The 15,236-nt window shown below is 72.8% G+C and carries 9 protein-coding genes; 4 read left to right on the forward strand and 5 right to left on the reverse strand.

Translation table 11 applies throughout. From position 1 onward, the window contains the following. Positions 1-30: 30 nt before the first annotated feature. The 3 genes from CP970_RS08990 to CP970_RS09000 all read right to left on the reverse strand — a co-directional run bounded on the left by CP970_RS08990 (position 31) and on the right by CP970_RS09000 (position 7,737). Positions 31-1,773 carry a pyruvate dehydrogenase gene (locus tag CP970_RS08990; protein ID WP_055550870.1) on the reverse strand — a complete coding sequence of 581 codons (1,743 nt, stop codon included), beginning with the start codon at positions 1,771-1,773 and terminating at the stop codon, positions 31-33. Between the two features lie 78 nt (positions 1,774-1,851). Next, entirely contained in the window at positions 1,852-3,846 is a 1,995-nt protein-coding gene (locus CP970_RS08995) for a protein phosphatase 2C domain-containing protein (protein WP_150493156.1), read from the reverse strand. A 132-nt stretch (positions 3,847-3,978) separates the two neighbouring features. Beyond that, positions 3,979-7,737: a S8 family peptidase gene (locus CP970_RS09000; protein WP_055556718.1), complete on the reverse strand. Its 3,759-nt coding sequence runs from the start codon at positions 7,735-7,737 to the stop codon at positions 3,979-3,981. 205 nt (positions 7,738-7,942) lie between these two features. On the opposite strand from CP970_RS09000, the gene CP970_RS09005 reads away from it, so the two are divergent. The 4 genes from CP970_RS09005 to CP970_RS09020 all read left to right on the forward strand — a co-directional run bounded on the left by CP970_RS09005 (position 7,943) and on the right by CP970_RS09020 (position 12,366). Further along, positions 7,943-8,944, forward strand: a complete 1,002-nt coding sequence (locus CP970_RS09005) for a helix-turn-helix transcriptional regulator (protein WP_055554995.1) — start codon at positions 7,943-7,945, stop codon at positions 8,942-8,944. A gap of 85 nt (positions 8,945-9,029) precedes the next feature. After that, positions 9,030-9,512, forward strand: a complete 483-nt coding sequence (locus CP970_RS09010) for a DUF456 domain-containing protein (RefSeq protein ID WP_055554997.1) — start codon at positions 9,030-9,032, stop codon at positions 9,510-9,512. Between the two features lie 130 nt (positions 9,513-9,642). Then, the gene (locus CP970_RS09015; protein ID WP_055554999.1) at positions 9,643-11,952 is read left to right on the forward strand and encodes a glycosyl hydrolase family 95 catalytic domain-containing protein; all 2,310 of its coding nucleotides are present in this window, start codon (positions 9,643-9,645) and stop codon (positions 11,950-11,952) included. A gap of 45 nt (positions 11,953-11,997) precedes the next feature. Next, positions 11,998-12,366, forward strand: a complete 369-nt coding sequence (locus tag CP970_RS09020) for a PPOX class F420-dependent oxidoreductase (protein WP_055555001.1) — start codon at positions 11,998-12,000, stop codon at positions 12,364-12,366. Here the strand turns inward: CP970_RS09020 and CP970_RS09025 are convergent. Next, entirely contained in the window at positions 12,305-13,753 is a 1,449-nt protein-coding gene (locus tag CP970_RS09025) for a DNA-3-methyladenine glycosylase 2 family protein (RefSeq protein ID WP_079043967.1), read from the reverse strand. The genes CP970_RS09020 and CP970_RS09025 overlap by 62 nt on opposite strands. 181 nt (positions 13,754-13,934) lie before the next feature. Beyond that, positions 13,935-15,059, reverse strand: a complete 1,125-nt coding sequence (gene rsgA / locus CP970_RS09030) for a ribosome small subunit-dependent GTPase A (RefSeq protein WP_055549012.1) — start codon at positions 15,057-15,059, stop codon at positions 13,935-13,937. Positions 15,060-15,236 lie beyond the last annotated feature (177 nt).

Genomic DNA, 15,236 nt, shown 5'->3' on the forward strand with positions numbered 1-15,236 from the left:
GACCGGAGGGGGCCGGGGCCCCCTCCGGCGTCAGGGCCTCGGGACGTTGCGCAGGTTCGAGCGGGCCATCTGCACCATCCGGCCCACCCCGCCGTCCAGCACGATCTTGCTCGCGGAGAGCGCGAAGCCGGTCACCATCTCCGAGCTGATCTTGGGCGGGATGGACAGCGCGTTCGGATCGGTGACGACGTCGACCAGGGCCGGGCCCTTGTGCGCGAAGGCGTCCTTCAGGGCGCCCGCGAGCTGCTTGGGCTTCTCCACGCGTACGCCGTAGGCCCCGCAGGCGCGGGCGACGGCGGCGAAGTCGGGGTTGTGGTTCGCCGTCCCGTACGAGGGCAGGCCCGCGACCAGCATCTCCAGCTCGACCATGCCCAGCGAGGAGTTGTTGAAGAGGACGACCTTCACCGGCAGGTCGTGCTGGACCAGGGTGAGGAAGTCGCCCATCAGCATCGAGAAGCCGCCGTCGCCCGACATGGAGACGACCTGGCGCCCCCGGTCGGTGAACTGGGCGCCGATCGCCTGCGGCAGGGCGTTCGCCATCGAGCCGTGGCTGAAGGAGCCGATGATGCGGCGCTTGCCGTTCGGGGTGAGGTAGCGGGCCGCCCAGACGTTGCACATGCCGGTGTCGACGGTGAAGACCGCGTCGTCGGCGGCGAGGTCGTCGAGGACCGACGCGACGTACTCCGGGTGGATCGGGACGTGCTTCTCGACCTTGCGCGTGTACGCCTTGATGACGCCTTCCAACGCGTCGGCGTGCTTCTTCAGCATCTTGTCGAGGAACTTGCGGTTCGTCTTCGGCGAGACCCTCGGGGTCAGACAGCGCAGGGTCTCGCGGACATCGCCCCAGACGGCGAGGTCCAGCTTGGAGCGGCGGCCCAGGTGCTCGGGCCTGATGTCCACCTGGACGATCTTGACGTCGTCGGGCAGGAAGGCGTTGTACGGGAAGTCCGTGCCGAGCAGGATCAGGAGGTCGCACTCGTGGGTGGCCTCGTACGCGGCGCCGTAGCCGAGCAGGCCACTCATGCCCACGTCGTACGGGTTGTCGTACTGGATCCACTCCTTGCCGCGCAGGGCGTGGCCGACCGGGGACTTGATCTTCTCGGCGAACTCCATCACCTCGGCGTGCGCGCCCGCCGTGCCGCTGCCGCAGAAGAGCGTGACCTTGTCGGCCTCGTCGATCATCGCGGCGAGCTTCTCGATCTCCGCGTCGCCGGGGCGCACGGAGGGGCGGGACGTGACGAGCGCGGTCTCGGCAGCCTTCTCAGGGGCGGTCTCGGAGGCGATGTCGCCGGGCAGCGAGACGACGCTGACGCCGTTCTGCCCGACGGCGTGCTGGATGGCGGTCTGCAGGAGCCGCGGCATCTGCTTCGGATTGGAGATCATCTCGCTGTAGTGACTGCACTCGCGGAACAGTTGGTCCGGGTGGGTCTCCTGGAAGTAGCCGAGCCCGATCTCGCTGGAGGGGATGTGCGAGGCGAGTGCCAGGACCGGGGCCATGGAGCGGTGCGCGTCGTACAGGCCGTTGATCAGGTGCAGGTTGCCCGGGCCGCAGGAGCCCGCGCAGGCGGCGAGCTTGCCGGTGACCTGGGCCTCGGCGCCCGCCGCGAAGGCGGCGGTCTCCTCGTGCCTGACCTGGATCCAGTCGATCTCAGGGGTGCGGCGGATCGCGTCGACGACGGGGTTGAGACTGTCCCCGACGACTCCGTACAGCCGCTTCACGCCCGCGCGGACGAGGATGTCGACGAACTGCTCGGCGACGTTCTGCTTGGCCATGCTGCGCACCCCTTGTGAACCGTGGACCCGTTGCTCTCCATTGCTTTCTCTGGATCCATGAAGTCACAGGTGCGGGCGTCATGCCTCCCAAACGGCGGCGGCCGTCCTGTCGTCCGCGTACCCCTTCACCCTGACCTGGATGTCGGCGAGGAAGGCGGCGAGCCCCGGCGGGCCGCTCTTGTGCCACCTGCGGGTGAGGTGCTCGGACAGCTCGGGCTCGCCGCGCAGCGGTTCGGCGAGGCCGCCGCTGCACAGGACGAGGGCGTCACCCGGCCGGGCGACCGAGGCGCGGAACCTGAAGGGGTCGCGGGGCTGCTCGGGGGCCGGTTCGTAGGGGCTCGGGGGCGTGGTGATGCCCAGGTCCATGGTGAGCCGGTCGCCCTCCTCCGGGGTGTCCGGGGGCGGCGAGCCGAAACCGACCACGGCGTCGCCCACGGCGTCGGCGACGCTCGGCTCGATGTCCTGCCACGCGCCGTCCCGCAGCCGGAAGAGGCCGCCGCCGCCGACCCCGAAGAACACCCGGGTGCGGCACTCGGGGTCGGCGGGCAGCAGGAGGCAGCGCAGCGAGGCCGCGTACTCGTCGGGTTCCAGGCCCAGGTCCGCGGCGTGTGCGCGGAGCCTGCCGAGGCTGCGGTCGGTGAGGCGGTGCAGTCCCGACTTCAGGTCGCCGCGCCGGGCGGCCCTGATGTCCTCGGCGAGCCGCCGGTGGCTGCGGCCCACGGCCCTGCCGATCCACTGGCAGGCCTCCGCGGCGGCGCGGTGCGCGCCCGGCGTTGCCCGGGCGCCGGTCGCCACGGCGACGAGCACGAGGGCGTTCTCGCCGGTCCCGAAGCGGGCGGTGAGCAGGGCGTCGCGGCGGGGATCGCCCCGGTACCTGGCGGAGTCCCCGCGCACGGAGGCCGCGCGCAGCGTGCTGGAGCCGTACCGCGCCCCGTCGAGCACGGTGTCGGCGACCAGGTCCCCGAGGTCGTCCGGATCGGCGGCGGGCAGCACGGTGGGCTCGGCCTCGTAGGTGGGAGGTCCGTCCCCCACGTACTCGGGGACGGGGGGCGCCGTGCCCTGCGCCCCCGGGCGGGAGGCGCTCGGCGCCTGCCGCTCCTCGGGGCCGCGCGAGGCGGGCACGGCGGGGCGGGGCTCTTCGGTCGAGGCGGGCGAATACCCACCGGAGGAGAAGGTCACGGGCCCCCCGGGCGCGGTGGGCGGCTCCCAGGGAGCGGCGGCGACGGGCTCGCGGGGCGCGAAGCCGGGTGGCGCGGTGGGCGGAGGGGCCTGGGGCCGCTGCCCGGGACCGGCGTCCGCCGACCGGCCGGGATCGCCCCCGCCCGCCGGTCCTGCGAAGTCCCCCACGCACGGGGGCCGCTGCCCCAACACGGGCGACCGGGCCGGGGCCGTACCTGGCCGGTCGGCCGCCTCCCCGCTCACCCCCTGCGGAGCCACGCCAGGGGCATGAGGGCCGAACTCCCCGCCACACTCGGGAGCTTGGTCCGGCACGGGCGGCCGGACCGGGGCCGTACCCGGCCGGTCGGCCGCCTCCCCGCCCGCAGCCCGCGCAGCGAAGCCGGTCCCCTGCGACTCGAACCCCTCTCCATAGTCCGGATCCCGATCCGGCACAGACGGCCGAGCGGAGGCCGCGACTCCCCTCTCGGCCGCCGCCCCGCTCGCCGTCGGCGGACCGAAGTCGGCAGCCCGAGGCCCGAACTCCCCGGCGTACTGAGGACCTTGCCCCGGCACGTGCGGCCGATCAGGGGCCGCAGCTGGCTCATCGGCCGCCGCCAACTCCCCGCCGTACTCCGGGTCTTGGTCCGGCACGGGCGGCCAGTCGGAGGCTGGGGCCGCATCGGGGGCGCGGGCCGGAGGCTCCCCCGCGTGGGGCAGGTGGGGCGGCGGCTCCGGGGGGCCCGTGGGCGGGTCCTGGGTGCGGAACCCTTCCTTCAGCGTGTCGGTCGCCGAGGCGAACCTGTCGTCGAGGGTGTCCGGTGCGGGTGTCGCGCCCGTGTCCTGTGCGGAGTCGTCGTACAGCTGCCCCCACCAGTCGTCGTCGCGACCGGTGCGCCTCTCCCCCTGCTGGCTCATGCCCTTATTGTCCACCGCTGGAGCCGTACGAAAACGGTGCATCCGGAAATTCCGGCCCGCCATACGAGTGACAGGGAGCCCGCCGGACGGCCCCACCCCCCACGGGAGGACCGCCCGGCGGAACCGGTGTGACTAGCGCACGTCGTAGGCGCGGGCCACGGTCTGTGTGACGGAGTTTCCGTGGGAATCCGTCAGCTGGGTCTTGAGCCGGACCCGCTTGCCCGAGGCGCCCGCGTGGTTCACGGTCGCGCGCCACTTGCCGCCCTGTAGGGCGGTGGTGGCCGCCGTCCAGGTCTTGCCCTCGTCGTAGGAGTACGACAGCTTCGCGTCGGTGAGCGATCCTGGCCTGTAGCCCGCGTGCCCCGTCGCGCCGAGTTCAATCCGCTGTCCGTCCTCGGCGGCGAGCGTCTTGGCGCCGTCCTCCGGCACGGCGTACGTCGGGAAGAGCATCGGGATGCCCTGCGAGTACTCGTCCTCGTCGAGCTTCGAACGGAAGGACCAGGTCGTCTCGGTCTCCGTGGACCGCTTCCAGACCTGCGAGCCGATCTTCGCGGTGGAGAGCGTCAGTTCGTACGCGGAGTCCTCGGCCGGGACCGTGAACACCCCCGAAGGCCAGCCCGACTGCCCCAGGCTCTCCCCGTTCCGCTTGAGCTCCACGGAGCCAATGTCGCCGAAGCTGCCCTGGATCCCGGCGTGTTCGGCGTCGGACCAGAAGCCGGGTGCCACGCCGATCAGGTTGCCCTGCCGCTCACCGGCGAGCGCCTGCTTCCCCTCGGCGTCGCGCGGCGTGCCGGGCGCGAGGACGCCGTCGTACCAGGTCTCGGTGCGGCGCTCGCCCTTCTGGTAGGTGCGCACCGGGTCGATCATGAACTCCCCGTACGGGAAGCTGCTGGAGACCTGGTGGCTCCAGCCCGTGGTGCCCGCCGAGTAGTACTCGGTGCGCTTTCCGGGGGCAGGGACGGACGCGATGTCGCCGAAGTAGATCTCAAGTCCGGTCGGGCGGACGGCCGAAGGCAGGTCCACGTAGTCCGTGCTCTGGCCCATCGCCCGGTACGTCGCCGTGTTCGCGGCGAGGTCCTTGTCCCGTACGCGGTAGGTGCGGTCGTCGCGGATCTGGCCGGTCTCGGGGAAGGCGAGGTTGTAGGTGTAGGGGCTCTTCGCCGTGGCCTGCCATGTCAACTCGGCGTCGCCCGCGCCGATCCGGGACAGCAGGTACGCCGCCTCGTCGGTCGGGATGCCGAGCACCGGCAGCGGGGATCCGACGAAGCCCGCGGACGGGTACCAGCGGCCGGGGGCCGCGCGGTGGGCGATGACGGCGAGCGCGCCCGCCTTCTTCGCGGCGTTCGCCGCGGCGGTCGCGTCGCCGCTATCCGGGACCTTGACCAGGGCGATCTTGCCCTTGACCCCGGCGGCTTCGAGCTCGGCGGGCGTGCCGGTCCGCGCGTCGACGACGGCCGCCTTGCCGGTGCCGTCGAGGTTGGCGGATCCGGTGGACGCGGTCAGGGGGTGCAGCTTCTTGCCGCCCGCGACGGCGAGTTCGGAGATCTGGGGCGCCGCCGTGCGCCAGTAGCTGCCGGATTCGAAGGTGCCGTCGGACGGCTTGCCCTCGACGGACTGGTAGTAGCCGCGGATGGTGCGCGGGCCCGCCGCGGTGCCCGCGTGCAGCCAGTTGTCCTTGCCCCAGGTGCGGGCGAAGGCGAGGGTGGCGCCGCGCACTTCGGACGCCTTGTCGGTCTTGACGGCGAGGCGGTGTGCCTTGCGCGCGTCGAGGGTGATCGTGGTGTCCTTCTTCACGTCGACCTGGGGGCGGGCGATGTGGGTGAGGGAGTCGGTGAGCTTGCCGTCGCCGGACGCGTCCGGGGTGGCGATGAATCCCGTCAAGAAGTAGGCGCCCGGGCGTACTTGGTACGTCTGGTCGTTGGCGCCCTCGTTGAAGCGCCGCTCACCGGTGGCGGTGTCCGTGCCGATGAGGTCCACGGAGGACGGTCCTTCGGCGGGCTTGCCGTTCCGGTCGACGAGCTTCACGCGGAGGCTGACGGTCTCCGGCTGCACGTAGAGCGAGAACGGGGTGGAGACCCGGCCGCCGCCGTCCGCCGTGGCCAGGACGCGGCCCGTGATGTCGCCGTACTGGGCGCGCTTGAGGTCGGCGTCTGGGGTGAGCTTCAGGGGGACCTTGACGGTGGCTCCTGCCGGGACGGTCACGGAGCGCTCGCCGAGCCTGGCGACCGTGGCGCGCACGGCGGAGCCGTCGTTGCCGGTGACCCCCTGCAGCGACAGCTTCAACTTCACTGTCTTGTCGGTGGTGTTGGTGTACGGCACGTCCACGCTGGTGCGGTCCGAGGAGTCCTGCGGCCAGCCGAAGCTGCCGCCCTGAACCGCCGGGGAGCCGAGGACCTGCTGGTCGATCGCCGCCTTGGCGTCGAGCCTGCCGCCGCCGGTCTCGCGGGCGTCACCGGGGATGCCGCTGTCCGCGGACGACACGAGGGCCGCCTTGATCTGCTGCGAAGTCCAGTCGGGGTGGCGCTGCTTGACGAGCGCCGCGGCGCCCGCGACGTGCGGGGTCGCCATCGACGTACCGCTCATGGACTGGTACGCGTAGACGCCCCTGCCGCCCGCGGCCGCGGCGGAGATGCCGACGCCTGGGGCGGCGATCTCCGGCTTGAGGGTGTGCGAGCCGTACGCGGGGCCGCGGCTGGAGAAGTTCGCGGTGGTGTCGTCGCGGTCGACGGCGCCGACGGTCAGCACGCTCGGCGCGCAGCCGGGCGAGGAGACGGAGTTGAGGCTCGGGCCCGTGTTGCCCGCCGCGATGACGAAGAGGGTGTCCTTCGCGGACTGCGCGAGTTCCTCGGTCGCCGTGCTCATCGGGTCGGTGCAGTCGGTCCGCGCCGGGTTGCCGAGGCTCATGGAGACGACGTCGGCCTTCTGGTCGACCGCCCACTGCATGCCTTCGATGATCCATGAAGTGGCGCCGGAGCCGCTGTCGTTGAGGACCTTGCCGTGCAGCAGCTCGGTGCCGGGCGCGACGCCCTTCTTCTTGCCGCCGCTCGCGGCGCCCGAGCCGCCGACGGTGGAGGTGGTGTGGGTGCCGTGCCCCTGCCGGTCCTCGGTGTCCGGGGAGTCGGTGAAGTTCTTCGTCGCGCCGATCCGGCCCTTGAGGTCGGGGTGTTCGGCGTCGGCGCCGGTGTCCAGGACGGCGACCTTGGTGCCCTTGCCATCGTAGCCCGCGGCCCACGCCTCGGGGGCGTGCACCTGCTTCGTCGACTTGTCGAGGGAAGCCTCGATCTTGGCGTCGAGCCAGAGCTTCGACAGGTCGCCCGCTGCCCGGGACTTGGCGTTGGCGATGTCCGCCCAGAACGCGGCGGCCTTCTTCTTGTCGGCCTTCAGCGCGACGCCGTCGACCGGTTCGAGGACGGCGCCGCGCTCGGCGCCGCGCGGGGTCGCGGGCAGCGAACGGGCGACGTCGACGGACTTGTCGTACACGGCGATGAGCGGCAGCTTCTTGGCGTGCGCGTCGTCGTAGCCCTGCCGGACGAGGCCGGTGACGTTGAAGAGCTCCGCGTCGACGCGGCCTTCGGCGAGCGCGTGGACGGCGCCCTCGGGGTAGACGTAGAGGTCCTTGCCGGACTGCCGCGTCTGGATCAGGGGCACGGCGCCGTCGGCACCGGGCAGCGCGGTCGCCCCCGCCCTCCCCTTGCCGTCGGACGTCACGAGGATCCGGTCGCCGGTGACGAGGGTGACGACGGAGCTCCCCTCGCCCCGTGCGGCACTCCCCGTCAGGGGTCTCTGCTCGGCTGTGGCGGCGCGCGGCTCGGCCACGGACGGCACGGCCGCGGTGACGGCGAGGACGACGGCCGACGCCGCCCCCAAGGCCGTACGCGATATCGGGCGCATCGCTCTCCCAGGGTTGATGGGTAGGACAAGACCGCAGGTCGATTCGGGCCAAAGGCCGTAAAACCGGCTGCGGTTGGTGCTGCGGTGGCGTCACCTTGGCAGAGGGGAGGGTGGTGCGGGGATGATGTCCGGGGGCGGGTTTACGCCGTGGCCGTTTCCCGCCACGGCGCCGCGCGAACGGAGCCTTGGGGAGGGACGTCGCCGCATGCTGGCTGCGATTGGTCTGGACGAGACGCACGAATCGGCGTACCGGGCGCTGGTGTCGGTGGGCGCCGCCGACGTGCCCGACCTCGCGCGCAGGCTCACCCTGGGCGAACCGGAGACCGAGCGGGCCCTGCGCCGCCTGGAACGGCACGGCCTGGCCGCGCAGGCGTCCGGCAGGGCGGGCCGCTGGGTGGCCGCGCCGCCCGGTGTCGCGCTCGGCGCGCTGCTCACCCAGCAGCGGCACGAGCTGGAGAAGGCGGAGCTCGCGGCGACCCTGCTCGCCGAGGAGTACCGCGCCCAGGCCGCCGAGCCCACCGTCCACGACCTGGTCGAGGTGGTCACCGGGGCGGCCGCCGTCTCACAGCGCTTCCTCCAGCTCCAGCTGGGGGCGAGCGCCGAGGTGTGCGCGCTGGTGACCGGCAGGCCGATCGCGGTCAGCGGCATGGAGAACAGCGCCGAGGAACAGGCGGCGGGCCGCGGCGTCAGCTACCGGGTGGTGGTCGAGCGGTCCGTCCTCGATCTGCCGACGGGCCTGACCGAACTGTCGGCGGCGATCGGCCGCGACGAGCGGGTGCGGGTGGTGGACCGCGTCCCGACCAAACTGGTGATCGCCGACGGCTCGCTCGCGATGGTGCCGCTGACCTCGCGCACCGCCGAGCCCGCCGCCCTGGTGGTGCACGCCAGCGGGCTCCTCGAATCGCTCTCCGGGCTGTTCGAGGCGGTGTGGCGGGGCGCGCTGCCGCTGCGCATCGGCGAGGACGGCGCGCTCACCGAGGACGCCCCCGAGGGGCCCGACGGCACCGACCTGGAGATCCTCTCGCTGCTCCTCGCGGGCCTGACCGACGCGAGCGTGGCCAAACAGCTCGATCTGGGCCTTCGCACGGTGCAGCGCAGGGTCAAGCGCCTGATGGAGCTGACGGGCGTCTCCACCCGGCTCCAACTGGGCTGGCACGCGTACGAGAGGGACTGGGTGGCACGGCGGGCCCGGCCGCCGCAGGACTGAGTCCGGCCCGCTCCAGGGCTGAGTGCGCCCCGCTCCAGCACTAACTTGACCTGCGGTTTCGCTCGATCTCCTGCACGCTTGGCAGATGGGAGCGTGGGAACTCCTGCTGGTCGGCGTGGTCCTGCTGATCGGCCTGTGCGGAGTGCTTGTGCCCGGCGTGCCGGGGCCGTGGCTGGTGTGGGCCGCGGTCCTGTGGTGGGCGCTGCAGGACCCCAACGGGCTGGCCTGGAGCATCCTGGTCGGCGCGAGCGTCGTGCTGCTCGCGGCGCAGGCCGTGCGGTGGCAGCTGCCACCGCGGCGGCTGCGGGAGAGCGGTGCGACGCGCCGGATGGCGGTGTTCGCCGGGGCCGGGGCGCTGCTCGGCTTCTGCGTGCTGCCCGTGCTCGGCGCGATCCCGGGCTTCATCGGCGGGATCTACACCGGGGAGCGGCTGCGCCTCGGCGGGCATGGCGAGGCGGTGACGGCGACGCGGACGACCATGCGGATGGGCGGGACCAGCGTGCTGACCGAGCTGTTCGCGTGCCTGTTGATCGTGGGGGCGTGGATCGGCGCGGTTTTCTGGGGCTGAGCGCACATCGGACCTCACATCGGACCTTTTATGGATCTCGTCCGCTTCATTGACGTACTCATGCGCCATCTCTAGCTTTCGTCGGGAGATAGCTCCGATGAATCGCCACGCGAGTACGCCAGGAGGCGCGATGCCGAAGCCGCCGAGCCCGTCCAGAAGAACCGTGCTCGCCACCGGCTCCGCGCTCGGCGGCGCGCTGGCCGTGGGCGGGGCGCTGCCCACGCAGGCGCGCGCCGCCACCGCGAGCGACCCCTGGCGCACCGTCCTCGACGACGCCGACCTCGTCTGGCAGGAGATGCCGAAGGCCTGGTACGAGGGCCCCTTCCTCGGCAACGGCTTCCTCGGGTCCGGGATCTACGCGGAACCCGGCGCGCAGAGCAAGGCGATCCGCTTCAACGTCCAACACTCCGAGGTGCAGGACCACCGTCCCGAGTTCGGCTCCCTCTTCGGCCTCGCCAGGCTGCCGATCGGCCACTTCACCCTGGAGCCCGTCGGCACCATCACCGGCGTCGACTGGCGCCTGCGGTTGCGGGACGCCGAGCTGACCGGCACCCTCACCACGGACAAGGGCACCCTGACGCTGCGCGCCCTGGTGCACGACCCACGCTCCGTGCTCGCCGTCGAGGTCACCCCGAGCGCGGGCGAGCGCGGCTTCCGGTGGGTCTTCCACCCCGCCGAGTCGATCAGCCCGCGAGCCGCCTTCAAGCCCGTGCCCGCCGGATACGAGGGCAATCCACCCGCCCGGGTCGCGGAGCACGACGGGGTCTTCGCGGCCGTGCAGACGCTGCGCGCGGGCGGGCAGTACGTCACCGCGTGGCGCGAGCGGCACAGGAGCGGGCGGCGGACGCTGTACGTGAACGTGGCGCACTCGCATCCGAGGACGACGGCCCTGGACCGGGCGCTGCGCGCGGTGCGGAGCGCCGCGGCACTCTCGTACGACGAACTCGCGCACCCGCACCGCGCCCGCTGGCACGCCTTCTACCGCAAGAGCTTCCTGTCCCTGCCCGACGCCCGGATGCAGCGCTTCTACTGGATCCAGCTCTACAAGACGGCGGCCGCGGCCCGCCGCGACGCCCCCGTGATGGCGACGTGCGGCCCCTGGCTGGAGCCCACGCCGTGGCCCAACACCTGGTGGAACCTGAACGCCCAGCTGGAGTACTGGCTGATACACGGCTCCAACCACCTCGAACTCGACGCCGTCACGCGGTCGTTGAGCGAGTTCCGGGACAACCTCACCCAGGAGATGGCGCCCGCCTACCGCGCCGACTCGCTCGGCATCCCGCGCACCACCGACCCGTCCCTCGTGAACGGCGCGGCGGTCGCGGACGGCGGCTACGGCGTCGGCATCCCCGGCCAGGACCCCCCGACTCCCGAGGTCGGCAACCTCACTTGGGCCCTGCACAACGTCTGGCTCAGCTACCGGCACACCATGGACGAGTCGATCCTGCGCGACGTCCTCTTCCCGCTCCTGCGCAAGGCGGTCGCCTACTACCTGCACTTCCTGGCGCCCGGACCCGACGGGAAACTGCATCTGCCCGCGACGTTCTCGCCCGAGTACGGCGGCACCACACGGGACTGCAACTACGACCTGATGCTCCTGACGTGGGGCTGCCGCACCCTGCTCGAATCCGCCGAACTCCTCGGCGTGGCCGACGAGTCGGCGCCGCGCTGGCGCGAGGTCCTGAACAGGCTCACGCCGTACCCGACGGACGCGAACGGCTACATGATCGGCGCGGACATCCCCTTCGCGAAGTCCCACCGCCACTACTCCCACCTGCTCGCGGTCTACCCGCTGTACGAGGTGACGGGGCGCACCGCCGACGAACGCGCCCTGATCGAGCGGTCGTTGGCCCACTGGGTCGGCTTCGAAGGCGCTCTGCAGGGATACACGTTCACCGGCGCGGCCTCCATGTCGGCGCTGCTCGGCAAGGGCGAGGACGCGCTCAAGTACCTGCAACAGCTGATGTCCCGCTTCATCCAGGCCAACACCATGTACAAGGAGTCGGGCCCGGTCATCGAGACCCCGCTGTCCGCCGCCCAGTCGCTGCACGACATGGTGTGCCAGTCCTGGGGCGGCGTCATCCGCGTGTTCCCCGCGCTGCCCGCCGCGTGGGCCGACCTCACGGTGCACGGCTTCCGCGCCCAGGGCGCGTTCCTGCTCAGCGCGGTGCGCGAGGCCGGGGCGACCCGGTGGGTGCGGCTCGTCAGCGAGGCGGGGGCGCCCTGCGTCGTACGGCACGGCATCGAGGGCCCGGTCGAGGTGCGGGACGCGCGGGGCAGGCCGCTACGGTACGAGGACGCGGGCGACGGCGCGATCGCGATAGCCCTGCGGCGGGGCGGATCGGCACTGATCACCGCCGAGGGCGACCGGCCCGACCTGCGGATCGCCCCGGTCGAGCCCAACGAGCCCGCGCCCCGCTGGGGGATGCCCGCCCGCTGACGTCCCGGTGCGCGTAGGGGCCCGTACGCGTGCGAGGCTCGCGCCATGACCCGATTCAGCGAAGCCGAGCGCGCGTACCTCACCTCCCAACGCCTGGCCCGCATGGCCACGGTCGACCCCAAGGGCCAGCCGCAGGCCAATCCGGTCGGCTTCTTCCCCCAGGCCGACGGCACGATCCTGATCGGCGGCCACGCCCTGGCCACCACCAAGAAGTGGCGCAACCTCCAGGCGAACCCGAAGGTGTCCCTGGTCGTGGACGACATCGTCAGCCTCACCCCGTGGCGGGTCCGCGGCGTCGAGATCCGCGGCAGGGCCGAACTCCTCACCGGGCCGCACGACTTGGGCCCACACTTCAGCGAGGAGCTGATCCGGGTGCATCCGGAGTGGCTCCACAGCTGGGGTCTCGAAGGCTGAAGGACCACAGGTGACACCGGCCGTACGAGCGCCACGGGCGCCAGCTGTCGGGGGTCCGCTCCGGGCCGCCCGGCAGCGCCACGTCCGGGTCGCCGAGGGCGCGCATCCGGATCAGCGCCGCGGTGCGCGCGTCCATGCCGGGCAGGGCGAGGAGGGCCGCCGCCGCCTCGTCGCGGTCGGCGCCCGCGTCCAGGCGCAGGGTGCCGTCGGCGAGGGCCGTGGCCAGGGCGCCGAGCGGACCCGGCTCGCCGGTCAGGTCCGCGGGGGCGGGGAAGACGTGGGTGAGGACGCCGCACGCCGCGTCCAGCGCCTTGCCGTACCGCGCCACGAGGCGCTCCGCGGCCGCGCCGCCGACCAGGGCGCGCACCGCGAACTCCTCGGGGTCGGCGGCGCCCGGCGAGCGCAGGCCCGGGCGCGCCGCGACGAGCGGGGCGAGTTGGGGGTCGGCGCCGAGGCGCTCGTCGACGGCGTACGGGTCGGCGTCCAGGTCGAACAGGCGGCGCAGGCGCTGCACCGCGGTGGTGAGGTCGCGCAGGTCGGCGAGGTGGAGGCGGGCGTCGAGCCAGCCACCGCGGTGCAGGGCGTCGGCGCTCGACCCGGCACCCGCGGCGGGCTCGGGAACCGCCTCCCTGACCGCGACGATGCCGGTGCCGTAGGGCAGCCGCAGCGTACGCCGGTAGGTGCGGTCGCCAGGATCACCGGTGACCTCCTCGATGCCGTCGAGGGCCTCGTGGGCGAGCAGGTCGAAGACGGCCCCTGCCTGGTAGGGGCCCCGGTGGGCGAGGCGCAGCGGGATGCCCGCGGCGGGGGTCGCCCTGGCCGTGCCTCGCTTGGGCGCGGCGGCGCGCAGGGCGGTCGGCGTCAGCGCGTACACCGCCCTGATCGTGTCGTTGAACTGACGGACGCTCGCGAACCCCGCGGCGAACGCGATCTCCGTGATCGGCAGGTCCGTGGTCTGCAGGAGCACCCGCGCGGTGTGCGCGCGCTGCGCCCTGGCCAGCGCGACCGGGCCCGCGCCGAGCTCCGCGGTGAGCTGGCGCTGCACCTGACGGGCGCTGTAGCCCAGACGCACGGCGAGCCCCGGCACGCCCTCACGGTCGACCACCCCGTCCCCGATCATGCGCATGGCACGCCCCACGACGTCCGCGCGCACGTTCCACTCGGCCGAGCCCGGCACGGCGTCCGGCCTGCAGCGGCGGCAGGCACGGAAGCCGGAGGTCTGGGCGGCGGCCGCGGTCGTGTAGTAGCGGACGTTCTGGCGCTTGGGGGTGACGGCGGGGCAACTGGGACGGCAGTAGATCCCGGTGGTCTCGACGGCGAAGAAGAACTCCCCGTCGAACCGGGCGTCCCGGCTGCGCACGGCTTCGTACCTGGTCTCTGCATCGATCACGCCATCCATTGTGGTCCCGTACGGACCACGGGGCTGGCGGAAATCGGACACGACGTTGAGGAGGGGCGCGCCCCGTAAGGGGCGCGGGGAACTGCGCGCCCAGCCCCCACCGAGCCCGCAGCTCCCCACTCCCCCGCCCCGCGAGGCCAAGCGGGGAGCGCTGGGGGCGCTGGGGGCGCTACCGAACGCGCCCGCGCTTGGCCTCCATCGCCGCCTTCCCCTCCGCCCCGCGGAGCCGCCACTCCCGCCGAAGCTCCGCACGGACCCTCGCATCGGTCTTGGCGACGATCCGCTGGTTCTCCCGCATCAGCTTGCGATAGCTGTCCAGCCGCCGTTCGGGCAGCACGCCCTCGTCCACGGCGGCGAGCACCGCGCACCCCGGCTCGGCCCCGTGCGCGCAGTCGTGGAACCTGCACCGCTCGGCCAGCTCCTGGATCTCGGAGAAGACCTGTCCGACGCCGGTCCCGGCGTCCCACAGGCCGACACCGCGCAGCCCGGGGGTGTCGATGAGGACGCCGCCGCCCGGCAGCACGAGGAGGTTGCGGGTGGTCGTGGTGTGGCGGCCCTTGCCGTCCACGTCACGGATCGCCTGGACCTCCATGACCTCGGCGCCCGCCAGCGCGTTGGCGAGGGTCGACTTGCCCGCGCCGGACTGCCCGAGCAGCACCGACGTACCGCCGGAGACGACCGCGGCGAGGACGTCGACGCCGTCCCCCTCGGCGGCGCTGACCGGCAGCACCGGCACGCCGGGCGCGGAGTTCTCCACGTCCTGGACGAGGTGCGCGAGCGTCACGGCGTCCGGCACGAGGTCGGCCTTGCTGAGGACGACCACCGGCTGCGCGCCCGACTCCCAGCCGAGCGCCAGGAAGCGCTCGATGCGGCCGAGGTCGAGGTCGCCGGTGAGCGGCACCGCGATGATCGTGTGGTCCACGTTGGCCGCGAGGATCTGCCCCTCGGACCGCTTGGACGAGGTGGACCGTACGAAGGAGGAACGGCGCGGCAGGTACGCGCGTACGTAGCGGGGGTCCCCGCCGTCCGGGTCCACGGCGGCCCAGTCGCCGGTGCACACGACCTTCAGCGGATCGCGCGGCGTGACGAACTCGGTGTCGGCCCGCGCGGTCCCTTCGGCGGTGACGACGTCGCACTGCCCGCGGTCGACGCGGACCACCCGTCCGGGCAGCAGACCCTGCGCCGCGTACGGGGCGAACTCGGCCTCCCAGTCCGCGTCCCAGCCGTACGGGGCGAGCGGGTGCGGGGAAGCCGAACTCGAAAGAGAAGAACGAGTAGAAGAAGAGGAAGACAAGGGGTGACCCTTCACAAGGGTGGCCCCGGCACACGCACCGCTCGGGCACGTGCCACGCACCGCTCGGGCGCGTGGAAAGAAGAGGTCGGTCAGCCGGAGACCACGGAGGTGAGATGAACGGACTTCTGGATGCGGGCATCGCCCATCGCAACGACAGCCATCGTTCACACCTCCTGG

The organism is Streptomyces kanamyceticus (assembly GCF_008704495.1).
Lineage (GTDB): Bacteria > Actinomycetota > Actinomycetes > Streptomycetales > Streptomycetaceae > Streptomyces > Streptomyces kanamyceticus.